Below are 22,217 nucleotides of genomic sequence, written 5' to 3'. Positions count from 1 at the left end.
GCACTGCTGACAAAAAAGCGGCTCATAGAGCCGCTTTTTTTATGTGTCCCTGTTGAATTTGCGATGCACTGTGGCTGTGCGTGCCGCGGTCACACAGTGCAACGGCTGTGGTAAACTGCGGCCCATTTTCCATTCCGGGGATAATCCCACATGCACTGTCCGTTCTGCAGCGCAGAAGAAACAAAAGTAGTCGATTCCCGATTGGTGGCTGAGGGCGACCAAGTACGCCGCCGGCGCGAGTGCCTGGAGTGCCACGAGAGGTTTACCACATTTGAAACTGCGGAGCTGCTGCTGCCGCGAGTGATCAAGCAAAACGGCCAGCGCGAGCCGTTTAATGAAGACAAGTTGCGCGCGGGTATTCAGCGCGCTGTGGAAAAGCGCCCGGTGAGTATTGAGCGGGTGGAGTCGGCGGTATCTCAAATAAAACACGCTCTGCAGGCGACCGGAGAACGGGAGTTGCCGGCGCGTGCTATTGGTGAATTGGTGATGGAGCAGCTGCGTGAGCTGGACCAGGTGGCCTATGTGCGCTTTGCTTCTGTCTATCGCCGTTTTGAGGATGTCAGCGAGTTTAGAGAAGAGATTGAGCGACTGACCAGTAAGGGATCGAAGACAGAATGAGTCAAACGGTTGTACACAGTGCGGAAGCACTGATGGCCCGCGCTATTCAGTTGGCAGAGCGCGGTCTCTACACCACTATGCCGAATCCGCGAGTGGGCTGTGTGATTACTGACGGGGATGGCAATGTTGTCGGCGAAGGCTGGCACAAGCGGGCCGGCGAACCCCACGCTGAGATCGAAGCCTTGAGTGATGCCGGCGACCTGGCTCAGGGGGCTACGGTTTATGTCACTCTTGAGCCCTGCAGTCATACCGGCCGCACAGGTCCCTGTGCCGAGGCGTTGGTAAAGGCCGGCGTGGCCCGGGTTATTTACGGAATGCAGGATCCGAATCCGAATGTCAGCGGTGCCGGATTGCAAATATTGCGCGATGCTGGGATCGAAGTGGAAGGCCCCATCCTGGAAGAGAGGTGTCGCGCTCTAAACCCCGGCTTTATCAAGCGTATGACCCTGGGACTGCCCCTGGTGCGAAGCAAATCCGCCATGAGCCTGGATGGGCGCACCGCTATGGCCAGTGGGGAGTCAAAGTGGGTATCGGGCCCTGCGGCTCGCGCCGATGTACAGCGCCTGCGCGCTCGCAGTTGTGCAGTGATTACCGGGGTTGAGACGGTGCGCTTCGACAATCCCAATCTCAATGTGCGCGCCGATGAAATGGCACTGGAAATGCTGGCCGCAGAGCGAGCCGCCGAAGTGCAGCCGCTGCGAGTAATTGTTGACAGCCAGCTGCGTACCCCAGCGAGAGCCTTTATTTTGCAGGGGGATGCCCCCACATTGGTGTGCACGACAGAGCGCGCGGAGGCCGAGCGCCGCGAGCGTATTGAGAAAACGGGTGCGGAAGTCGTGGTTTTACCCCACGACAAAGAGGGCCGCGTAGACCTGCTCGCCCTGCTCAAGGAGTTGGCGCGACGCCAGTGCAATGAAGTTTTGGTAGAGAGCGGTGCGACCCTCTCTGGTGAATTCCTCTACCGGGGCCATGTCGACGAAATAATTGTTTATATGGCGCCAAAACTGCTGGGTAGCACCGGGCGACCGCTGTTTGAACTGCCTATCGAGCGTATGGGCTCGATGCTGCCGATTACGATTACCGATATGCGCGCAGTTGGTCACGACTGGCGCATTACTGCAACAACCGATATCGAGCGCTGATGTTTACCGGAATTATTGAAGCCTTAGGCGAGATTGCAGAGTTAAAACCCCAGGGCGGCGACCTGCGTGTGCGTGTGCGCAGCGGTAAGCTGGATCTGGGTGATGTGCAACTGGGGGACAGTATTGCCACCAATGGTGTTTGTCTCACGGTTGTTGACCTGCCCGGTGATGGTTACTGGGCGGATGTCTCTGCGGAAACCCTGGATGTGACAACGGTGGGCCGCTGGAAAAAAGGCGACCGGGTCAATCTGGAAAAAGCACTAACACCCCAGACCCGCCTGGGTGGACACATTGTCAGCGGCCATGTGGATGGTATTGGCGAGGTGGTATGGCGCAAGTCCGAGGCTCGCGCCGAGCGATTCCGCCTGCGCGCACCGGAAAACCTGGCTCGCTATATTGCCCATAAAGGGTCTATCACCGTCGACGGCACCAGCCTCACGGTCAATGCCGTGGATGGGGCTGAGTTTGAACTCACCATAGTGCCACACACGTTGCAGGAAACGATTATGGCCGGCTATACCGCCGGTACTCGGGTCAACCTGGAAGTGGACCTGATTGCGCGCTACTTGGAGCGGCTACTCCTCGGTGATGAGGCAGCCAAGCCTAGTGGTGGGGGTATGACCCTCGAATTTTTGGCCCAGAACGGGTTTTACAAGCGCTAAAGATGGGCCGTGCACCACGGCGAAAACAGCAGCGATAGCCGCTCTATTTGCAATTGATAAATTTATCCAGAGTTAACCATGGAACTAAATACGGTTGAAGAACTGATCGACGATATCCGCCAGGGCAAAATGGTAATCCTGATGGATGATGAAGATCGCGAGAACGAGGGCGACCTGGTGATGGCTGCGGAGCAGATTCGCGCTGAAGACATCAACTTTATGGCCACTCATGCCCGTGGCCTGATTTGTATGCCCATGTCCAAAGAGCGCTGTGAGCAGTTGGATCTGCCGCTGATGTCGCGGGATAACGGAGCCCAGTTCAGCACCAACTTCACCGTATCCATTGAGGCGGCAGAGGGTGTCACCACCGGTATTTCCGCCGCCGATCGCGCGCGCACGGTTCGCGCCGCTGTGGCCAGAAATGCCAAGCCCAGCGATATTGTACAGCCCGGCCATATCTTCCCCATTATGGCCCAGCCCGGCGGTGTATTAAGCCGCGCAGGCCACACCGAAGCCGGTTGCGACCTGGCCCGCCTGGCGGGTTTTGAGGCGGCTGCGGTGATTGTTGAGATCATGAATGAAGACGGCACCATGTCCCGCCGCCCGGACCTGGAAAAGTTCGCGAAAGAGCACAACCTGAAAATCGGCACTATCGCCGATCTGATTACCTATCGCGCCCTGAATGAGAAAACCGTCGAGTGCGTTAATGAGCGCAAGGTGCGCACCGAGTTCGGTGAGTTCAAGCTGCGCACCTATCTCGATAAGGCTCGCCGCGAACGCCACTTTGCCTTTGTTAAAGGCGACCCCACCCCAGAAGAGCCGACCCTGGTTCGTGTGCATGTGGGAAATACTCTGCGCGATGTGCTTACGATTCAGCGCGGCGATGAAAAATTCACCCCGTGGACCTTCCGCCGCGCGATGCAGCGTATTGAAGAAGAGGGCAAGGGTGTTGTCGTACTGATCTGCCACAACGAAACCACCGAAGAAATCGAAGAGAGCATTGATTGGCTGATCAGCGGCAAGCAACAGCGCCCCAGCCAGGACTTGGTGTACAAGCAGGTAGGTACCGGTTCGCAAATTCTGCGGGATCTCAAGGTGCGCAAAATGCGCCTGATGAGCGCACCGTTCAAGTTCAGTGCTATTTCCGGGTTTGACCTGGAGGTAGAGGAATACCTGAACGTGGAAGCGCCGCAACCCTAGTAAAAGAGTAACAATACTGAAGCGCCGCTACTGTCCTGATAGCGGCGGCGATGGACAAGAAATACGGATTGAAAATTATGAGTAATATTCAAGTGATCGAAGGGGACTTTGTCGGCAGTACGGGCAAATACGCACTGTTGGTGAGCCGCTGGAACAGCTTTGTGGTTGAAAGCCTAAAGGATGGTGCACTGGACACCCTGCGCCGCAAGGGTATCAAGGATGAAGATATCACTATCTACTACGCCCCGGGCGCATTCGAATTTCCCCTGGCGGCACAGAAGTTGGCTGAGACTAAAAAGTTCGATGCCATTATTGCCCTGGGCGCGGTTATCCGTGGTGGCACCCCGCACTTTGAGTATGTGGCTGGCGAGTGCACCAAAGGCCTGGCTCAGGTATCCATGAATACTGGCATTCCCGTCACCTTTGGCGTGCTGACTGTGGACTCCATTGAGCAGGCTATCGAGCGCTCAGGCACCAAGGCTGGCAACAAAGGTTGTGAAGCCGCCGAAACCGCCCTGGAAATGGTTTCCCTACTCGGCAAGATTTAATTGCCGGCGCGCCGGCACAAAAGGTGTGTCGGTGCAGCCCATTCTGTGAAGTATCTACCGGAAAAGACAATGACCGTAACTGCATCCGCCCGCCGTAAGGCACGTCACTACGCCATGCAGGCGCTCTATCAGTGGCAGATGGCCGGCGCCAGCCTTAATTCCATTGAGGCCGAGTTTCACGCCGATAATGATATGAGCAAAACCGACGTGGAATATTTTCGTGATATTTTCCACGGCGTAGCGAAAAACCTTGATGAGGTAGAGGGCGCTTACACGTCGCACCTGGATCGCAAAGTGGAAGACCTGGACCCTGTATCCCGCGCGCTGTTGCGCATGGCCACTTACGAGCTGAAAAACCGTATCGATGTGCCTTACAAGGTTGTCATTAATGAGGCGGTGGCCCTGGCGAAAAAATTTGGTCCCACCGATGCCTTCAAGTTTATCAATGGCATTTTGGATAAGACCGCTGCGGACCTGCGCTCGGCAGAGGTAGCCGCAGACAAGAAGGGCTGAGCCAGCAATTATGTCTAAAGCGCCGGGGGAGTTTGAGATCATCCGCGATTACTTCGCCCGCGCTCCCCAGGGCGAAGGTGTAGCCCTGGGGATTGGCGATGACTGCGCGCTATTGCAAGCACCTGTCAGCGGGCAGCTGGCCACTTCTATGGACACCCTGGTAGCAGGCCGTCACTTCCCCGCAGGTGCTGACCCATTCATGGTTGCGAGCCGTGCACTGCGTGTGAATATCAGTGATCTGGCGGCAATGAATGCCCGCCCCCTCTGGTTTACCCTTGCCCTGACCTTACCCGATAGCGACTCCGTTTGGCTGGAGAAATTCGCCAGTGGCCTGCTGGAAACTGCTGGCAAGTTTGGGGTTTCCCTTGTGGGTGGTGACACTACCGCTGGCCCCTTATCCATTACGATTCAGGTGATCGGCCATACCGAAAAGCCCCTCCGGCGGGACGGCGCTTCTGTCGGCGACAATATTTATGTGAGCGGCCCACTGGGCGCTGCCGCGGCAGCCCTGCCCGTTGTTTTGGCAGAGCGGAATGTGACTGAGTCAGTGCGGCGGGAAGCGGAGCAGGCTTTCTATTTTCCCGAGCCGCAATTAGAAACTGCCAGCGCGATTGCAGGCATTGCTACCAGTGCTTTGGATATTTCCGACGGATTACTGGGGGATCTGGGCCATATCTGCAAAGCGAGCGGTGTGGCAGCAGAAATAAACCTGGAGTCTCTTCCCATAGCCCCCCTGGCCAATCGATTGGCAGCTGATACTGCCGTAGAGCTGGCGGCCTGTGGAGGGGATGACTACCAGCTTTGTTTTACCGCACCGGCAGCCGCAGTTGAGCAAGTTCGTCAGTTGGGTTTTACACCCATAGGGAAACTCGTTGAGGGGGAGCCGCAGGTACGTTGCTCCTATCACGGGAACCCCTGGGTTGCTCAATCGCCAGGCTATAGGCACTTTTAAGTCATTGTGTAGACCATAGTGCCTTTGTGAGAATTCAATAATATGAGCATTAACAACCCGACATTTTCCCAGCTGTTGCGCGATCCCACCTTACTGTTGGCATTTGGGTTCGGCTCCGGGCTGGCACCCAAAGCGCCGGGTACGTTTGGTACCCTGGCAGCGATTCCTTTTTGGTGGTTGATGAAGGATTTGCCTCCATTCTGGTATCTGGCCATTGTGTTTGTTACCGGTGTGGTAGGTTGCTATCTATGTGGTGCAGCTGCCAAGAAAATGGGAGTTCACGATCACGGCGGTATTGTTTGGGATGAAATGGTGGGCTACTGGCTCACCATGTTTATGGCTCCTGCAGGTTGGGCTTGGGCGCTATACGGCTTTGTCCTCTTCCGGGTATTTGATATTGCCAAGCCCCCGCCCATTGGCTGGGCCGATCGCAAGGTGCAAGGTGGCGTTGGGATTATGCTCGACGATATACTGGCCGCCGTTTATGCCTCCCTGGTACTGCAAGTAACGGCGTGGGTACTGGGCGCTTAGATTGATAGGGAAGATCAATGCGCAGCTATTTTGTATTTTTTTTCAGTCTCTTTATTGCTCTGAGTGCTAATGCGCAGCAGGTTCAATTAAAGGGGTTATTTGGCGATAGCGCCATGCTGGAAATTGATGGCCGCCAGAAAATTCTTAAGGCGGGACAAAAATCCCCAGAGGGTGTCACCCTGTTGGAAGCGACTACTCGTTATGCACGGATTAGTGTGTCTGGACGAGAGCAAAAGCTGACCTTGGATGCACCTATAGCAACCAGTTTTGCCAAGGCGGCGAAAGCAGAAGTACGGCTTCCCGCCGATAGCCGTGGACATTATTTAACAAATGCCTGGGTCAATGGCCTGAGAGTGCCGATGATGGTGGATACCGGCGCTACCAATATTGCTATTAATTATCCTACCGCTCGTCGCCTAAGGCTGAATCTGGATAATGCCGAGGAAGTACTAGTCTCTACTGCTAATGGTATTACTAGTGTTTATCGAGTGAATCTTAGCAGTGTCACCATAGGTGGAATCAAGGTTCACAATGTTGATGCGACAGTTCATGCCGATGACTTCCCCCAGGTGGTACTTCTTGGCAACAGCTTTCTCAGCCAGGTTGATATGGAACAGCAGGGCGGTGTGCTGGTACTGCGCGCCCGACACTGATTTAAAGAGGTATTAAGTTGACCATTCGTTTTGTGGAATCCTCAAAACTACCCACCTCTTGGGGTATGTTTGAGATGCACGGTTTCGAGGAAGTGGAATCCGGAAAAGAGCACGTGGTGCTCACCATGGGTGACTTCGATACCGAAGAGCCTCTGTTGGCCCGTATTCATTCTGAGTGCCTGACCGGAGATGCACTATTCTCCCTGCGCTGTGATTGTGGTGCCCAGCTACAACATGCTATGCATCGTATTGCGATGGAGGGGCGTGGAGCTATTTTCTATCTCCGCCAGGAGGGCCGTGGTATCGGTCTGTTAAATAAGATTCGCGCTTACCACTTGCAGGATTGTGGTGCGGATACGGTGGAAGCTAATGAGCAGTTGGGCTTTGGCGCCGATATGCGGGATTACTCGATTCTGAAAGCAATGATCGAACACCTGGGTATTCATGCCATTCGCTTGATGACCAATAACCCGCGTAAGGTAAAAGCGCTGGAGGACTTGGGCATCAATGTGACTGAGCGCCTGCCGCACCAGTCCGGACGCAATCCCCACAATGCCAAGTATTTGTCTACCAAAAAAGGCAAACTTGGTCACTTGATCGAAAATGAGGATGAAGAAGGAAAAGAGGAAAACTAACTTTCACTTTTCTTGAAGCACCCCAATAAAAAAGGCCGGAAAATCCGGCCTTTTAAAATTTATAAAGAATTAATATCTACGGCGTGGCTGCACAAATACTGTGGTAGTTCGGCCGGGCAGAGTAAAGGTGCCGCTGCTCCTATCAAATTTTACTTTGTGCAGGCGTGAGTCTACTGATCGGCGCTGACGTGGGTGCTTGAACAGGTACTCACCAATAAGGTTTTCGCTGGTAAATTCCAATGATTCGTCATCGCCATTAAACAGCACCACAATACGTTCAAAGCGGCGATCGATGTTGCCATTGGAATCGGATAACTCCATCACAATCAGCCCAGGAATCTGGTCGGGTCCGGTGTTGAGGAAATTGAGATGTGCTTCTACGGACTCTGCATCAGACAAGCGGAACAGGGGAGAGCTGTTGCGAATCGCCAGCTGCTCGCGGAATAGAGCAGAGCTCCACAAGCGGTGCCGGCGCTCGGGAGCCAATTCCGGGTTTGCCAGTAAAGGTTGCATCAGGGACCAGTTATCTTCGTTTTTATCTGCGATAGGTAAACCCGCAGCCCAATTATCGGTGGCGAGGCTGAAGTCCAGTGCATTAAACCAGTCACCGGAGTTGTAGCTGTCCCGATCCATCGACTTTGAGCGCAGGAAATCCTGGCCTGCGTGGATAAACGGCACTCCCTGGGCGAACAGAACCAGGGAATTACTGAATGCCTGGATACGCACTCGTTCAGCCAAGTCGGCGCTGTCGCTGGCTTTGATCTGTACTCCGTCGAACAGCGTCTCGTTGTCGTGGGCGGCAATATAATTAATGGATTCCTGCGGGTCGGCGGTATAGCCGGTGGGCTGGCCGTTATAGACCAGCTCGCTGCCGGTAATGATATTGCCGTTGGCATCTTCAAAAGGATAATCCGCCAGGTTGCCGGCGAGGGAAATGCGGACTTTATCTGCCAGGGTTAGCAGTGTGGCACGCTCATCTTCTCCCTCAAACTTACCGTTGCTGTCGGTGAACAGACCGGTACCAAAGCCCTGCTCCTCAAAACCTCCAAAGGGGTTGCCGCCACGCACGGAATCGCGCAGGCGATCGTTAAAGGTGCCGACACCGCTGCCGGCCATATTGCCCTGGCGGGCCTGTACAAAGCGAGCATCGTCAGCCACTTCGCCAAAATTCCAGCCCTCGCCGTACAGGTAGATAGCTTTGCCGTCGACACCATCGGCTGCCGGGGTCAGTGATTGCAATGCCGCTTGCGCCTTGAGGATATTGTCGAGGCTGTGGTGTCCCATGAGATCGAAACGGAAGCTGTCCACCTTGTAGGACCGGGCCCAGGTGACCAGGGAATCGATCATCAGCTTTTCCATCATGGCGTGCTCACTGGCGGTATTTGCGCAGCAGCTGCTCATCTCCACTCCGCCCTCCAGATTGCGGCGGTGGTAATAGCCGGGGACGATTTTATCGAGTACGGAGTTGTCGTATTGGCCATAGGAGCTGGTGTGGTTGTAAACCACGTCCATCACCAGTCGCAGGCCGGAGTGAGATAACCCTTGCACCATTTGACGGAATTCGCGAATGCGCGCAGGTCCATCGGGAGCGCTGCTATAGCTGCCTTCGGGGACCGTGTAGTGCAATGGATCGTAGCCCCAGTTAAAGCCATCGGTATCGCGAATAGCATCTACCTGAGCCTGCTGCTCGCTGCTGTCCGATGCGTAGTCTGAGAGGTCGGGGGTTTGCTGCTGTTGCGTGCGATCTTCATTGACTGTGGCAAAGTCAAAGGCCGGCAGCAGGTGGATATGGGTGAGGCCGGCGCGGGCCAGTTTATTGAGGTGGCGCATGCCGTCGCTGTGCTTGCGGGTGAAAGCCTTGAAGGTGCCGCGCTCTGCTTCGGGGACAGTTTGATCCGCAATACTGAAATCGCGTACGTGCAGCTCGTAGACACTGATATCTTCCGGCTGGGTTAACTTGGGCTTGCGCATGCGGTCCCAACCGCGCGGCTTCAGGTCCCGGTCATCCAGGTTGACGATCTGGCTTTTGCCGCTATTGATGGAGAGGCTCAGGGAGTAGGGGTCGGTGACCAGGTTGGTTTCAATCTGGCGGCTGAAGTAGGAATACACCTCGACCTCGTAGAGGTAAAAGCTGCGGTCCCACTGCTTATCGACATTGGCACTCCAAACCCCGGTAGATTCATCGCGCAGCATGGGTACCACGTGATCGGCGCTATCGCTGCTGGGGCCTGTAAACAGGTGCAGCTTTACTGCCCGTGCGGTAGGTGCCCAAAGATCGAGTTGGATACTCTCTTCGCCGACACGGGCACCGAGTTCACCGTCGTAGTAAAAGCGATCATCGAGCGCGCCTGCCATCTGCACACCAGTCGCATCCAGTAACGTGCCCTCCACATCGTAAGCGGCGAGGGCGAGTTGCTGGGTTACCAGATCACTAGTGGAAGCCTGCCCTGGCAATTGCCAGGCACTGAAACTGGCCAGGTGTGGGAATTTTTGTTGGGCGCTGTCGGGCAGGGTGGCGAGAGGGGTGAGATCGATGGTGCCATCGGAACGGATATCACCGTCCTCCAGTTTTAGCTCGGCGCTGTTGCTGTAGTGCAATTTAACCTTTGCACCTTCCTGCACCTGGATATCCCAGGCAAAGCTGCTGGCATCCACCCAGTGCGCTTTATCGCTGCTCAGGTCACCCTTGGCGAAGCCGTCACTGCTGACGGTGACTTCTTTGCTATTCGAATCAAAAGCAAAATAGATTTCGTCGTAATCCGCGGCCACGGTAAAGCTGACGTTGGCTCCATTGTTGCCGTAGCTCTCCTCCCAGCCTTCGTGCAGGGCTACCTTGAATTCATAGGAACCGGCAGGAAGCGCTGAGGTGATAAAGGTGTAGGTGCCATCTCCATTGGCATCCTGCATCCAGCTGCGCAGGCAACTGGGTTGCCAGTCTCCCGGACACCCGAGCAGGGATTGGAAGTTGCCGGCTGCAGCGGCGACCACGCTATTGTGGTTGTCGGTGATCCAGTGACTCTCGTGGTCGTAGATAAATTTAACTTCGCGGGCCTCATCCAGGCTGAGGGGAATATTACCGCCGTCCCTCTGGCCGCCCCAGCCATAATTTTCATCCCAGCTGTTGTTGAGAGCGGCTTTGTACTCCCAGTTGCCGGCGGGTATCCAAAAGTTGCCTTGCCATTTGTCGTCTTCGCTGTCATAGCTGAGCAGGGTGGCGACACAACCTGGTTGCCAGTCGCCATCGCAGCCCAGTTGGCTTTGTAGGTTGCCGGGAATATTGACCTCTGTGGGATCTGGTGTGTCAGATGCCCACACCGGTATTTGGATGGAGCAGAAGACTGCCCCCAGAATCAGCCCGGCCCTTGTGCCGGGCCCTGTAAATTTTGTTGTTGGCATAGCGCTTCCCATTTTTTTTGTACTTGTTGCGGTTCTCTCAATTGGTATTGAATCGCAGTCACGCATTGACGGCCTCCCACCCCGAGGAGGTGGAGGTCTGGGGGAGGTGGTTGGGGGTGTCATAAAACCTTTATAAATTCGTCACTTGGTGGAAACACCCGCAGGAGAAGATGCTTCTCGAGTAAACGCGATGGCGAAAGAAAAAGCCGGATCTATACTCAACTGATCGGGTTATGGTGAGTCGAGAAAGGTGATGCACTCGCTGTAATCGGATTCGAAGGCCGGCTTTTGCCGGCTTTGCTTTTTGTGGCAGGGCAATTACTGAGAGGCTTCCCGGGATTATCCTTGCCCCTATTCCCGGGTAGTGCTAATTTGCCCATAACCCGCCAGGTACTATGGCGGAATCCAGAACTCAATAACTGCGGAGGATGATTGATGATTGTTGCAACCCTCCGTCGGGTCCAGTAGCAGCCTCCAGCTGCCCACGCCCGGCGATAGATTCCTAGACGTCGGGCTTTCCCTGAGAAAGCTCTGTTGGCCGCGTATCTGCGGTCGCTTGGTGCTTTGTTGCGCCCAGAGGGTTTCAATCTTGAGTAAATCTCACTTTACCCGCCGGTCTGTTAATAGATTCGGCACTAAATCCCTATCTATCAAAATTGAGCGGGAAGCTTCTCCGCTACAAAAACTCGGTTGGAAGTCTTTTTTCCAACAGCAGCTGACGCTCGAAGAACTCGAGCAGTGTTTGCCGCTGCGGATTATGGCTGTACACCGCAGTCGCCTGGAATTGGCCGGCGAGCAGGGGGCTGTGTCCCTTCCGCTAACCGGGAGTCTTGTGGCTAATTTGCCTGCGGTGGGGGATTGGCTGTTGTTAGAGAAGAGCAGTGGATATTTCGTGCGTTTGTTGAGCCGCAGCAGCCAGTTTGAGCGCATGGCACCTGGGGGGCATCAGGTGCAGATGATCGCCGCCAATGTCGATAGTGTTTTTATTGTTTCCTCCCTGAATGATGACTTTAACCTCTCACGTATTGAGCGATATTTGGCTCTGGCTCGGGAGTCCGGTTGCAGCCCACACCTGATACTGACTAAGACCGATCTGTGTGAAGATACAGCCCCTTTTCTTCAGGCATTGCGTCCATTCGGCGAATTACCCGCTGCAATGGTAAATAGCCTGGATCGAGAAAGCGTGGCACAGCTGCGCCAGTGGTGCTTACCTGGGGAAACTATCGCGCTGTTAGGTTCTTCTGGAGTGGGTAAATCCACTTTGCTAAATGCGCTGTCTGGCGAATCCCTGGCTGAGACTGGGACCATTCGTGAAGCCGACAGCAAAGGGCGCCACACTACACGGAAACGCTCTCTTCACACCCTGAGTTGGGGGGCGCTGTTACTCGATAGCCCTGGAATGCGGGAGCTGGGGTTGGTGCATGTTGAAGATGGCGTGGCGGAGACTTTTTCCGATATCGAGGCCTTGGCTAGGGAGTGTCGCTTCTCTGACTGCCAGCACCAGTCAGAGCCAGGCTGTGCGGTACAAGAGGCAATAACGGGCGGTTCGCTGGATGATCGGCGCTTGCGAAATTGGCAAAAACTGCAACAGGAACTAAGCCGTAACGGTCAAACTCTGGCACAGAAGCGGGCAGGGGAGAGAGCGCTATCCCAGATGTATCGATTTGTACAAAACCAGGCGCGTAAACACAAATATTCAGAGGATTAATAGAACTGGCGCCCGGGAATTTTCCCGGGTGCTTCTCTATTAATGAGAGAGTTTTAAAGTGATAACGCCTAAGATAATGAGCAAAACTCCCAGGTAGCGTCCAAGGCTGGTGGAGTCTCCAAAGAACAGCACCCCTACCGCAAAGGCTCCGGCGGCACCAATTCCAGTCCAGACCGCATAGGAAGTACCAATAGGTATCTCCCGCTGCGCCAGCCACAGAAGAATTCCACTGACCCCAATAAATACCACAGCCATAACCACACCCAGAAGGCGGGTGTTACTTCCCTGTGAAATTTTCAGTCCCAGCACCCAACCAATTTCGCATAGTCCGGCGAGTATTAAGTAGAACCAGGCCATGATATTCCTTTAAAAATAGCTTTGGGGATTTCAACTTCAGCGCCGCTTGTGACGCTTGCTTGTTAATAAACATATTGGAGGGTCAATAGAAAAGATATAGCTGAGAATGGAGGAAACGCTTTTTATGAGGCTTGGGGCAGGCCAAGCAGCAGATCATACTTTTCTTTAGCAGCTGCAACTTCCGATATAATCAGGTTTGAAAGGAAGTATCCGACGATAAAAATAAAATCAGTTATAGGGAGTTTGGCCAAGTTGAAAATGATCCATGGAATAAAAGGAGCCTCATTATTTTTTGTGTCTGTCTGGTTATGTTTCCTCTCTGACTTTTCGTATAGTAATGAGACAAAGATAGAGACCCTGGTTGTTACAGCGGGCAGGTATGCTCAGGGCATTGCGGAGCGGGTAGAGAGCATTTCTGTTGTCGATAATGATGTGCTCAAGAAAGCGGGTAACACCCATATCCAACAAAGCTTGGCGAGTGTGCCCGGAGCAAACCTGGCTCGAGGAAATGGGCAGGAATATCTGCCCGCCTTGCGCTCCCCAGTACTGACAGGTGCGGGAGCTTGTGGGGGAGTTCTGACAGCAGAGGATGGCATTCCACTGCGAGCAAATGGCTTTTGCAATATCAATGAGTTATTTGAATCTTTTAGTGAGGCAGCACGTCATATCGAAGTCATAAGAGGGCCTGCTGGTACGCTATATGGATCAAATGCCCTGCATGGATTGATCAATGTTATTAGCCGTGACCCTGTTGAGGATGAGGGTGGATTACTCAATGTTGAGGCGGGGCCTCACGATTATTACCGAGTGGGAGTGTCGGCGAATCATCGTTTTAATACTGAAGGTGATGGAATAAGTACGGATTTGTATCTGACGACCGATGGTGGCTATAGAGATCACTCCGGTGTGGACCAGCAAAAAGCCAGTGTTCAGTATGTTAGCCACATCGGAGATAACAGGGTTCGAACCCGTTTGGTAGCTACAAACCTGAACCAGGAAACTGCGGGTTACGTTGAGGGAGAGGGCGCTTATCGAGATCCTCGATTGAGCCGTACAAACCCCAACCCAGAGGCATTTCGGGATGCCTATGCTATCAGGATGTATTCCCTGATCGATTTACCTATTAATCGTGATAGCCAAATACAGTTGTCGCCGTATTTTCGAAAAACCAAAATGCGTTTTCTGCAACATTATTTACCGGGACAGCCTTTGGAGGAAAATGGTCAGGAAAGTATTGGAATTAGAACTGGTTATTATCTGGAGTTGGATAAAAAACTGAATCTGGTTTCGGGTATTGATACTGAATTAAGCGAGGGATATCTCTTGGAGATGCAAGAGAGTACTACCGACGGATCTGAATTTCTTCAGGCGACGATTCCTGTGGGGCAGCACTATGATTACGAAGTGACAGCTTGGAATCTCGCTCCTTACGCATCGGTAAACTGGCAAGTTAGTGATAAATTAGAAATTACTGGCGGAGTGAGGTTTGAGTCTGCAGGTTACAATTACGACAATAACATGCTCTCCGGGCGTACCGATGAAAATGGAATGGCTTGTGACTTCGGCGGCTGCCGGTTTAGTCGACCGAGTGACCGAAAAGATAGATTTAGCAATATCTCCCCCAAGCTGGGCGCTCTATTACAGTTAGATAGTGAATTTCAATTATTTACCCAAATCGCTCAGGGATATCGGGTACCCCAGGCGACAGAATTATATCGCTTACAGAGGGAGCAAACGGTTGCAGAATTGGACGCTGAAGAGCTCAATAGCTTTGAAATAGGACTGAGGAAGCTGGGTGATCCCCTTTCATTTGAGTGGGTGGCCTATGCAATGGAAAAGGAAAATGTAATTTTTCGCGATGCTGATTACTTTAACCAGTCCAATGGGAAGACCCGGCACTGGGGATTGGAATTAGCGGTTAATTATGAGTTTTCTGAAAGTCTGCGCTTTGAGGGTAGTACCAGCTATGCTGAACATCGCTATGACGATCAACGGGAGTTAGAGGGCGTAGAACTGGATGGGAATTTTGTAGATTCCGCACCAAGAACTTTTGGTAGCTATCGCCTGCAGTGGTCGCCCGGCTCTCTTATATCGGCGGAACTGGAGTGGTTACATCAGGGCAGTTATTTTACCGACCCTCAAAATGCTAACCGCTATCCGGGGCATGATTTGCTCAACTTTCAATTGGCCTGGCAGTGGGATCAATATGGATTTTCGACACGATTATTGAATATTACTGACAGAGCTTATGCTGAGCGCGCGGATTACAGCAGCTTTAGTGGCAGCCGGTATTTCCCCGGAGAGCCTCGCTCAATTTATTTTGGAATTGATGTTGAGTGGTAATGGGGAAATTAGGGTTGTTTTATCGAAACTTCCTCTTTGCAATAGGTTTGAAATCTATTGCAAAGAAGAAGTAGAAGCCGACAGGTCTGGATTAACTGGTAGCGGGCTTCTCGATCTGTTGTGCATCGATATGGGCAGACGCTGAGGCCTGGCTTTCCAGCCAGTTGTCCATACGCTCTTCAAGAATATTCAGCGGTAGTGCTCCAGATCCCAACAGAGCATCATGGAAACTGCGAATATCAAAATTGCTGTCCAGGGTTTCCTCCGCTTCCGCACGCAGCTCTTTAATTTTGAGTTGCCCCAGTTTGTAGGCCAGGGCCTGGCCCGGCCAAACCAGATAGCGGTCGATCTCGACGGTCACATCGTGGAGTGGCTTGGCGCTGTTTTCCATAAAGTACTCGATCGCTTCCTCGCGGCTCCAACCCAGCTGGTGCATACCGGTATCCACTACTAAGCGCACAGCACGCCACATATCGTAAGTGAGTGCACCGAACTCGCTGTAGGGGTTTTTATACAGGCCCAGGTCGTAACCGAGGCTTTCGGAGTAAAGGCCCCAACCCTCTACAAATGCGGTATAGAGAGCCATACGGCGCAGCGGGTGAATATCAGTTTGCTCTTGTGCCAGGGCGATTTGCAGGTGGTGACCCGGCATCGCCTCGTGCACTGTGAGCGCCTCCATTTCCCATTTCGGGCGGCTGGGCAGGTTGTAGGTATTGGCAAAGAAAATACCTGCACGGCCGGCCTCATTGGAGCCCGGTTGGTAGTAGGCAGTAGTTTGGGCCTGTTCTGAGTAACCGGGAATTGGTTTCACACCATAGGGCAGGCGTGGCAAGGTGCCAAATAGGGCGGGCAGCTCTGCATCAATACGCTTGGCGATATCGCGGTAGTCCCGCAATAACCCTTCCCGGCTGGTGTGGTAAAAGCGCGGGTCGCTACGCAGGAAGTCGGTAAAGGCCTTAAAGTCCCCCTGGAAGCCCGTCTTCTGGATGATTTTATCCATCTCCCCTCGAATTCGCTTCACTTCCGCAAGCCCAATGCGGTGGATCTCTTCGGGGCTAAGATCGGTGGTGGTACTCTCTTCCACTTTATGGGCGTACCAGCGCAGACCGTCAGGGCGGCTGGTTAAAGCTGTATCCACCTGGGCCTCGGGAATATATTTTCGCTCAACAAATTCAGCCATACCCTGCCAGGCCGGTACCAGTTGTTTGCTGTAAATGGCATAGGCACGTTGCTGCAGGCTTTTCCGTTTGGCCGCAGGAATGGACTCGGGCATTTGGCTAAAAGCTGTCAGCAGCGGGCTGTGCTCCGGCGCGGCAGGTACCAGTGCGCGTATCTGACGCGGCAGGTCGCGCAGGGTAATTTGTGGTGGTGTGACTCCTTTGCGCAGACCCCGGCGCATCAATCCCTGGGTTTGTTCAATCAGGATTGGCAACCTTTCCAAGCGGCTGATTATTGTCTCGTAATCAGTTGCAGTGCTCTTGGGCATGCTGTTGATAACAGCTGGCACATTGCGCTGGATACCGCTCATATGGGTAATTGGTTGCAAGTGCTCTGGAAACTGGAAACCTTTCACTTCTCCCAACAAGTCTTGGTAGAGCAGTTGGTAATCCAATTGCTGCTCGGCAGGCAGATCACTTTGATCGATATTACGTGCAGCCCCCAAAAGGATTCGTGTCTGCTTCTGCCTGAGTTCCACTGCCTTGAGGGAGTCATCTACCCAGCGATGATTTTGCCCAGGATAGCCCTCGTAGGTTGCCTGGCTGGGGTAACTCTCCATAATCCAGCGATAGCGCAAATCCTGCAGGGCGGTGAGTCGCTCTGAGGCACTGTTCTCCGGAAGGGACTTGTAAGCTTTTCGGAAGGTGTCCTGGTCCATCGCTGAGGCATTGAGGCTCACAACAAGTCCCAGGGATGTAAATAGGGCTTTTCTGATAAACGACATAATCCCCTCAAGTGAAAACGTGTGGCCCCAATAGTGGCCGGATTTAGTCAATGGGTGGTTTGTTACCACTGCCGGCAATTTATTGCCGGGCATTTGAAGAGCAGCCAGCCGCATTAGCTGACTGCCAAAGGCGGGCTGGGTCAGTTGGCTGCCGCTGTGCGACTGCCAAACTCCTGGTGATTGATCAGTTGCAAACGCCTGCGAATCTGTTCCTCAATACCGGAGGCATTGAGGCCGATGGCCGCCAGCAGGTCTTTGTGCTTGCCGTGCTCAATAATTTGATCTGGAAGCCCCAGTTGCAGCACCGGTACCGACCGCGCAGTGCTATTAAGGTATTCGAGTACGGCACTGCCAGCACCACCAGCAATGGTGTTCTCTTCGATGGTAACTAAGAGTTGGTGACTCTCGGCAAGTTCATCGATCAGTGCTTCGTCCAGGGGTTTTACCCAACGCATATCGGCGACGGAGGCCCCCAGCTGCTCTGCAGCGGCCATAGCGGGGCCGAGTAAGGTTCCGAAGCTGAGGATGGCTACACCACTGCCCTGGCGCAACAGGCGCCCCTTGCCGATCGGCAGCTCTGTCATTTCCTTGTTGATGGCGGTACCCATACCGGTTCCGCGCGGATAGCGCACAGCAGTGGGGCCGTTGTGTTTGTAGGCGGTATAGAGCAGCTGGCGGCACTCGTTTTCGTCACTGGGCGCGGCGATAGCCAGGTAGGGCAGGCAGCGCATAAATGTGAGGTCAAAACTACCCGCGTGCGTGGGGCCGTCTTCCCCAACCAGGCCGGCGCGGTCGATGGCGAAAGTGACATCCAGGTTTTGGATTGCCACATCGTGCACCATTTGGTCGTAGCCGCGCTGTAAAAATGTCGAATAAATAGCAACTACCGGCTTCTGGTCTTCACAGGCGAGGCCCGCAGCGAGAGTGACGGCGTGCTGTTCGGCAATGGCTACGTCGTGGAAGCGGTCCGGGAAGCGCTTGGAGAACTCCACCATACCGGAGCCCTCGCACATGGCCGGGGTAATAGCGACCAGGCGCTCGTCCTGTTCTGCGGCATCGCACAGCCACTGGCCAAAAATATCCTGGTACTTGGGCAGCTTCTTCTTGCCGGGTACGGCTACCTGCACCTTGGCTTCCGGCTCCAGTTTGTTCAGTGCGTGGTAGCCCACCGGGTCTTCTTCAGCAGGGCCGAAGCCTTTGCCCTTGGTGGTGGCAATATGCAGGAGTTGTGGGCCCGGCTGGCTGCGCAAGTTGCGCAGGGTGTGGACCAGGTCGTGCATGTTGTGGCCATCCAGGGGACCCACGTAGTTAAAGCCCAGTTCTTCGAACAGGGTGCCCGGCGTGATCATGCCTTTGACGTGCTCTTCGGTACGTCGCGCCAATTGCCAGGCTTTGGGGATGGCAGACAGTATCTTACGGCTGCCCTCGCGCATATTCAGGTAGGTTTTACTGGCCAGGATTTTGGCGAAATAGGTAGCCAGGCCGCCGACATTTTTTGAGATAGACATACTGTTGTCATTGAGAACAACCAACATGTCCTTGCCGGTATGCGAGGCGTGGTTCAGGGCTTCGAAAGCCATTCCCGCCGTCATGGCGCCATCGCCAATCACCGCCACTACCTTGCGATCGTCAGGGGAGCCCAGGGCCATACCCAGGGCGGCGCTGATCGAAGTGCTGGAGTGACCGACACCAAAGGTATCGTAGGGGCTCTCACTGCGCTTGGGGAAGCCGGACAGGCCCCCTTGCTGACGCATGGACAGCATCTGTTCGCGGCGACCGGTGAGGATTTTATGGGGGTAGGTCTGGTGGCCCACATCCCAAACCAGCCGGTCCTCCGGGGTATTGAATATGTAATGCAGGGCGATGGTCAGTTCCACCACACCGAGACCGGCACCAAAGTGCCCGCCGGTCTGGCCGACACAATACAGCAGGTACTCACGCAATTGGCTGGCGAGCTCCGGCAATTGGCGTTCATCGAGGGCGCGCAGCTGCGCCGGGTCGTCGATCGAGTCGAGTAGCGGTGTCTGCGGGCGTGTGCGTGGAATTTCTTCGAGCATCAAATGTATCAGTTGCAACAGATGGTGATATTGAGGGGGATTGTATGCCCGTGGCGGGCATATTGCATCCCAAACCCCACAGGCAAGGCTGTGACTTAGTGTCCGCGCTGCACGATATAGTCTGCGAGCTGCTGCAGTAGCAGGGTATCGCCATCGAGACTTTGCAGTGCCTGGGAGGCCTGGGCGTGCAGTTTTGCCAGCTTGTCCCGGGCGCCGTCGACGCCGAGCAGAGAGACATAAGTGGGTTTGTTGCGCAGGGCATCGGCGCCCTGGGTTTTGCCCAGAACTGCGGTTTCAGCAGTGATATCCAGAATATCGTCCTGAACCTGGAATGCCAGGCCAATAGCTTGGGCGTAGCGGGTAATAATCTCCAGCTCCCTCTCGCCGGTACCGCCCAGCAGTGCGCCCATACGAGCGCTGGCACAAATCAGAGCCCCGGTCTTGAGGCGGTGCATGGGCTCCAGCTGATCCAGGGTGAGGGTTTGGTCAACGGAGTCCAGGTCGATAGCCTGGCCGGCGACCATACCTCGGGCCCCCGCCGCAGTGGCGAGCTCACGCATAAGTTGTAACTGCAATTGAGGCGCGAGCGGTTCTGCGAGAAGCAACTCGAAAGCCTGGGTTTGCAGTGCGTCGCCGGCGAGAATGGCTGTGGCTTCGTCATAGGCGATATGACAGGTGGGGCGACCTCGACGAAGGTCGTCGTCATCCATTGCCGGCAGGTCGTCGTGGACCAGGGAGTAGGCGTGAATGCACTCCAGGGCCGCCGCTGTGCTATCGCAATAGGCCAGGTCAAAATCGACACCCCGAAAAACCTGGGCACAGGCGTAGACGAGAGCGGGGCGCAGGCGTTTGCCGGGGCCCAGTGCGGCATAGCGCATTGCTTCGAACAGCTTTTCTGAGCCGTCGATCGGGGTGTTGAGCGCCTGCTGGATTCGGCTTTCGACGCGTGTGGAGGAGGCCTGTAGAAAGGCTTTCAGCTCCTCTGGCAGGTTTGCGGAACTCACTTAAACTGGGTCCCCGGAGTTGTCGTCGGCATCAAAGGGGAGCTCGCGGATATTGCCGCTTTCTTCAATTAACAGCTTCACTTTCTGCTCGGCTTTGGCGAGCTTCTGTTGGCACTCCCGGGTAAGTTTCACTCCCTTTTCAAAATCAGCGAGAGCCTCCTCCAATGGGAGATCTCCGCCTTCGAGTCGCTCAACCAGCTGTTCCAACGCCTCGAGACTCTCTTCAAAAGTTGCTGTTTTTTTCTTTGCCGCCATAGCATCGCCTCTTAATTGCGGGGCAACCTTAGCGGCTGGCGCTGCGGGGGTCAATTCCATGGCACCCTCATCCGGGAGCCTCTTCTCAGTGTCGTTTAGGCGTGCAATTCCTAGAGGCTCGACTCCCGGGATAAAAGATAGTGCGCCAGGGCTTTTTTCTGCACCGCCGTAAAGTTGTAGTTGGGCATTGGTGGTGTTGGGGCATCGAAGTAGTCAGCCAGGGTCTGCGCTGTGTATTTAGCGGACAGGTTGCGCAGGGGAAACTGGGCCTGATGGCAGTGGGCACAATCGTTAGACCGATAGAGCTGCGCGCCCAGTTGCACCACCTCGGCATCTATTGAAAGCGCGTTGGCCGTGGATGTTTTTTGCAGTTGTGGCTGCTGTGTTGTCAATACAGCTTGGCGAGGGGCCCCTTGGCTCACACGATAAACTGCACCGGCGTAGTCATCGGAAATATAGATGTTGCCCAGTTTATCCTCGGCGATGGCGACAGGGCGGCCGTAAACCGTTTGGCGGTCATCGCTGAGAAATCCCCACAGGAAATCCCTCTGTTGAATTTCCCCGTCGTCACTCCAGTGCAGGGAGACAACTTTATAGCCATCTTTCACGCTGCGGTTCCACGAGCCGTGCAGGGCGACCAGCGCTGCATGGCGATAATCCTTAGGCTGTTCCACACTGCGCAAAAATTTTATCCCGAGCGGCGCGTTGTGAGCGCGAAATTCGTATACGGGGGGAATTGAGTCACCAATCTTTTGCTGGATTTCAGGGCTTGCATCCACCCCAAGATCCGGATCGGGAACCCGGTCACCGTAGGCGTAGGGCCATCCGTAGAATTGGTCTTTGCGAATCAGGTTGAGCTCATCTGGCGGCAGGTTGTCGCCGAGCCAATCGCGGCCATTATCTGTTGCGTAAAGTCCGCCATCTTTTGGAGACCAATCGAACCCCACACTATTGCGCAGGCCGGTGGCGTATATTTCAAAATCATGTCCATTTGGCTTCATCCTCATAACAGTTGCGCGGCGAGGATCTTTTTCAATACAAACATTGCAGCTGGAACCACTGCTGAGAAAAAGCCACCCATCGGGACTCATATCAATAGTTTTGGTCCAGTGTCCATCGTCCTCAAGATTTTCAATAATTCGCTGGTAGCGCCCAGCCAGCCGCCCATCGGAATGATCAAAGGGCACCCGTCCAACTGCGTCACTTTCGGCAATATATAACCAACCGTCGTGTAGCAATAATCCGTGGGGCCGCTGAAGATTATCAATTAGGACTTTTTGTCCGTCACTGCGACCATCGCCGTCTTTATCTTGTAATAAAAGTGAAACTTTGCCGTGTCTCGGCTGAGAGACAATGATGTCTCCGCTGCGGGTCACTATGAGCCAGCGCGCGCCAGGAACATCCCTTGCGAATAATTCGACCGAATATCCATCCGCTGCCGTTAGCCTGCCTGTCACTTCTTTTTCTGTTGTTTTGACACCACCGACCAGTTGGCGCCAGGGTACACTGACACTGGATTTAAAGGTGGCCAAGGCGGTAGAAAGCACCGCTCCCAGGGCAATAAAAAATATTAGCGTATATTTCAACGTTTTCTTCATGGTATCGATTGAACTTGAAATAAAGATGTTTATAGTTGCCGCGCTTACTTTTTTACCCCTATAGTTAACGCGGGATTAATTTCCTGTCTCCCCTCCCTTTTGT

19 protein-coding genes are annotated in these 22,217 nt (G+C 54.2%); 12 read left to right on the top strand and 7 right to left on the bottom strand.

Features of this window, described 5'->3' with window-relative positions; all coding sequences use genetic code 11:
- Positions 1-150: 150 nt before the first annotated feature.
- From nrdR to ribA, 10 genes are all read left to right on the top strand, one after another.
- The gene (gene nrdR / locus ACJJIE_RS13845) at positions 151-618 is read left to right on the top strand and encodes a transcriptional regulator NrdR (protein WP_108734577.1); all 468 of its coding nucleotides are present in this window, start codon (positions 151-153) and stop codon (positions 616-618) included.
- Positions 615-1,760: a bifunctional diaminohydroxyphosphoribosylaminopyrimidine deaminase/5-amino-6-(5-phosphoribosylamino)uracil reductase RibD gene (gene ribD, locus ACJJIE_RS13840; RefSeq protein WP_444892065.1), complete on the top strand. Its 1,146-nt coding sequence runs from the start codon at positions 615-617 to the stop codon at positions 1,758-1,760. Before nrdR ends, ribD begins: the two co-directional genes overlap by 4 nt.
- The gene (locus tag ACJJIE_RS13835) at positions 1,760-2,422 is read left to right on the top strand and encodes a riboflavin synthase (RefSeq protein WP_108734575.1); all 663 of its coding nucleotides are present in this window, start codon (positions 1,760-1,762) and stop codon (positions 2,420-2,422) included. The genes ribD and ACJJIE_RS13835 overlap by 1 nt, the downstream gene beginning before the upstream one ends.
- Before the next feature lie 78 nt (positions 2,423-2,500).
- Entirely contained in the window at positions 2,501-3,622 is a 1,122-nt protein-coding gene (ribBA, locus tag ACJJIE_RS13830; RefSeq protein WP_413663385.1) for a bifunctional 3,4-dihydroxy-2-butanone-4-phosphate synthase/GTP cyclohydrolase II, read from the top strand.
- 77 nt (positions 3,623-3,699) lie between these two features.
- On the top strand, positions 3,700-4,170 hold the full coding sequence (gene ribH / locus ACJJIE_RS13825; protein WP_108735355.1) for a 6,7-dimethyl-8-ribityllumazine synthase: 471 nt from the start codon (positions 3,700-3,702) through the stop codon (positions 4,168-4,170).
- A 69-nt stretch (positions 4,171-4,239) separates the two neighbouring features.
- Complete coding sequence (nusB, locus tag ACJJIE_RS13820; protein WP_282931196.1) at positions 4,240-4,683, top strand: transcription antitermination factor NusB; 444 nt, start codon at positions 4,240-4,242, stop codon at positions 4,681-4,683.
- A 10-nt stretch (positions 4,684-4,693) separates the two neighbouring features.
- On the top strand, positions 4,694-5,635 hold the full coding sequence (gene thiL, locus ACJJIE_RS13815; RefSeq protein WP_444892064.1) for a thiamine-phosphate kinase: 942 nt from the start codon (positions 4,694-4,696) through the stop codon (positions 5,633-5,635).
- 42 nt (positions 5,636-5,677) lie between these two features.
- Positions 5,678-6,166 (top strand): phosphatidylglycerophosphatase A family protein, encoded by a 489-nt coding sequence (locus tag ACJJIE_RS13810; RefSeq protein ID WP_444892063.1) that lies wholly within the window; start codon positions 5,678-5,680, stop codon positions 6,164-6,166.
- A gap of 17 nt (positions 6,167-6,183) precedes the next feature.
- On the top strand, positions 6,184-6,819 hold the full coding sequence (locus ACJJIE_RS13805) for a retropepsin-like aspartic protease family protein (RefSeq protein WP_282931199.1): 636 nt from the start codon (positions 6,184-6,186) through the stop codon (positions 6,817-6,819).
- A gap of 17 nt (positions 6,820-6,836) precedes the next feature.
- Complete coding sequence (ribA, locus tag ACJJIE_RS13800) at positions 6,837-7,454, top strand: GTP cyclohydrolase II (protein ID WP_282931200.1); 618 nt, start codon at positions 6,837-6,839, stop codon at positions 7,452-7,454.
- A gap of 69 nt (positions 7,455-7,523) precedes the next feature.
- Here ribA and pulA read toward each other — a convergent pair whose 3' ends face one another.
- Complete coding sequence (gene pulA / locus ACJJIE_RS13795) at positions 7,524-10,850, bottom strand: pullulanase-type alpha-1,6-glucosidase (protein ID WP_444892062.1); 3,327 nt, start codon at positions 10,848-10,850, stop codon at positions 7,524-7,526.
- Between the two features lie 589 nt (positions 10,851-11,439).
- Here pulA and rsgA point away from each other — a divergent pair.
- Entirely contained in the window at positions 11,440-12,558 is a 1,119-nt protein-coding gene (rsgA, locus tag ACJJIE_RS13790) for a ribosome small subunit-dependent GTPase A (protein WP_444892061.1), read from the top strand.
- 39 nt (positions 12,559-12,597) lie between these two features.
- On the opposite strand, the gene ACJJIE_RS13785 is transcribed toward rsgA, so the two are convergent.
- Complete coding sequence (locus ACJJIE_RS13785; protein WP_444892060.1) at positions 12,598-12,915, bottom strand: DMT family transporter; 318 nt, start codon at positions 12,913-12,915, stop codon at positions 12,598-12,600.
- Positions 12,916-13,209: 294 nt separating this feature from the next.
- Here ACJJIE_RS13785 and ACJJIE_RS13780 point away from each other — a divergent pair, with 294 nt between their 5' ends.
- Complete coding sequence (locus ACJJIE_RS13780; protein ID WP_444892059.1) at positions 13,210-15,258, top strand: TonB-dependent receptor; 2,049 nt, start codon at positions 13,210-13,212, stop codon at positions 15,256-15,258.
- Positions 15,259-15,349: 91 nt separating this feature from the next.
- On the opposite strand, the gene ACJJIE_RS13775 is transcribed toward ACJJIE_RS13780, so the two are convergent.
- The 5 genes from ACJJIE_RS13775 to ACJJIE_RS13755 form a co-directional block, all read right to left on the bottom strand.
- Entirely contained in the window at positions 15,350-17,200 is a 1,851-nt protein-coding gene (locus tag ACJJIE_RS13775; RefSeq protein ID WP_444892058.1) for a DUF885 domain-containing protein, read from the bottom strand.
- Between the two features lie 140 nt (positions 17,201-17,340).
- Positions 17,341-19,257, bottom strand: coding sequence for a 1-deoxy-D-xylulose-5-phosphate synthase (gene dxs / locus ACJJIE_RS13770; RefSeq protein ID WP_444892057.1), 1,917 nt, complete (start codon positions 19,255-19,257; stop codon positions 17,341-17,343).
- 95 nt (positions 19,258-19,352) lie between these two features.
- Positions 19,353-20,246, bottom strand: coding sequence for a polyprenyl synthetase family protein (locus tag ACJJIE_RS13765; RefSeq protein WP_444894771.1), 894 nt, complete (start codon positions 20,244-20,246; stop codon positions 19,353-19,355).
- A gap of 15 nt (positions 20,247-20,261) precedes the next feature.
- Positions 20,262-20,576, bottom strand: coding sequence for an exodeoxyribonuclease VII small subunit (locus tag ACJJIE_RS13760; protein ID WP_413663362.1), 315 nt, complete (start codon positions 20,574-20,576; stop codon positions 20,262-20,264).
- Positions 20,577-20,626: 50 nt separating this feature from the next.
- A complete protein-coding gene (locus ACJJIE_RS13755) occupies positions 20,627-22,102 on the bottom strand; it encodes a PQQ-dependent sugar dehydrogenase (protein ID WP_444892056.1) in 1,476 nt (491 codons plus the stop codon).
- Positions 22,103-22,217 lie beyond the last annotated feature (115 nt).

The organism is Microbulbifer maximicatervae (SeqCode), assembly GCF_052467325.1.
The sequence above is the reverse complement of the archived record's forward strand: the minus strand, read 5'-3'. Positions and strand labels throughout refer to the sequence as shown.

What these genes read in the sequence shown, in the direction of transcription:
- nrdR (WP_108734577.1), top strand. Translation starts at nt 151, where the DNA reads ATGCACTGTCCGTTCTGCAGCGCAGAAGAAACAAAAGTAGTCGATTCC.
- ribD (WP_444892065.1), top strand. Translation starts at nt 615, where the DNA reads ATGAGTCAAACGGTTGTACACAGTGCGGAAGCACTGATGGCCCGCGCT.
- ACJJIE_RS13835 (WP_108734575.1), top strand. Translation starts at nt 1,760, where the DNA reads ATGTTTACCGGAATTATTGAAGCCTTAGGCGAGATTGCAGAGTTAAAA.
- ribBA (WP_413663385.1), top strand. Translation starts at nt 2,501, where the DNA reads ATGGAACTAAATACGGTTGAAGAACTGATCGACGATATCCGCCAGGGC.
- ribH (WP_108735355.1), top strand. Translation starts at nt 3,700, where the DNA reads ATGAGTAATATTCAAGTGATCGAAGGGGACTTTGTCGGCAGTACGGGC.
- nusB (WP_282931196.1), top strand. Translation starts at nt 4,240, where the DNA reads ATGACCGTAACTGCATCCGCCCGCCGTAAGGCACGTCACTACGCCATG.
- thiL (WP_444892064.1), top strand. Translation starts at nt 4,694, where the DNA reads ATGTCTAAAGCGCCGGGGGAGTTTGAGATCATCCGCGATTACTTCGCC.
- ACJJIE_RS13810 (WP_444892063.1), top strand. Translation starts at nt 5,678, where the DNA reads ATGAGCATTAACAACCCGACATTTTCCCAGCTGTTGCGCGATCCCACC.
- ACJJIE_RS13805 (WP_282931199.1), top strand. Translation starts at nt 6,184, where the DNA reads ATGCGCAGCTATTTTGTATTTTTTTTCAGTCTCTTTATTGCTCTGAGT.
- pulA (WP_444892062.1), bottom strand. Translation starts at nt 10,850, where the DNA reads ATGCCAACAACAAAATTTACAGGGCCCGGCACAAGGGCCGGGCTGATT.
- ACJJIE_RS13785 (WP_444892060.1), bottom strand. Translation starts at nt 12,915, where the DNA reads ATGGCCTGGTTCTACTTAATACTCGCCGGACTATGCGAAATTGGTTGG.
- ACJJIE_RS13775 (WP_444892058.1), bottom strand. Translation starts at nt 17,200, where the DNA reads ATGTCGTTTATCAGAAAAGCCCTATTTACATCCCTGGGACTTGTTGTG.
- dxs (WP_444892057.1), bottom strand. Translation starts at nt 19,257, where the DNA reads ATGCTCGAAGAAATTCCACGCACACGCCCGCAGACACCGCTACTCGAC.
- ACJJIE_RS13760 (WP_413663362.1), bottom strand. Translation starts at nt 20,576, where the DNA reads ATGGAATTGACCCCCGCAGCGCCAGCCGCTAAGGTTGCCCCGCAATTA.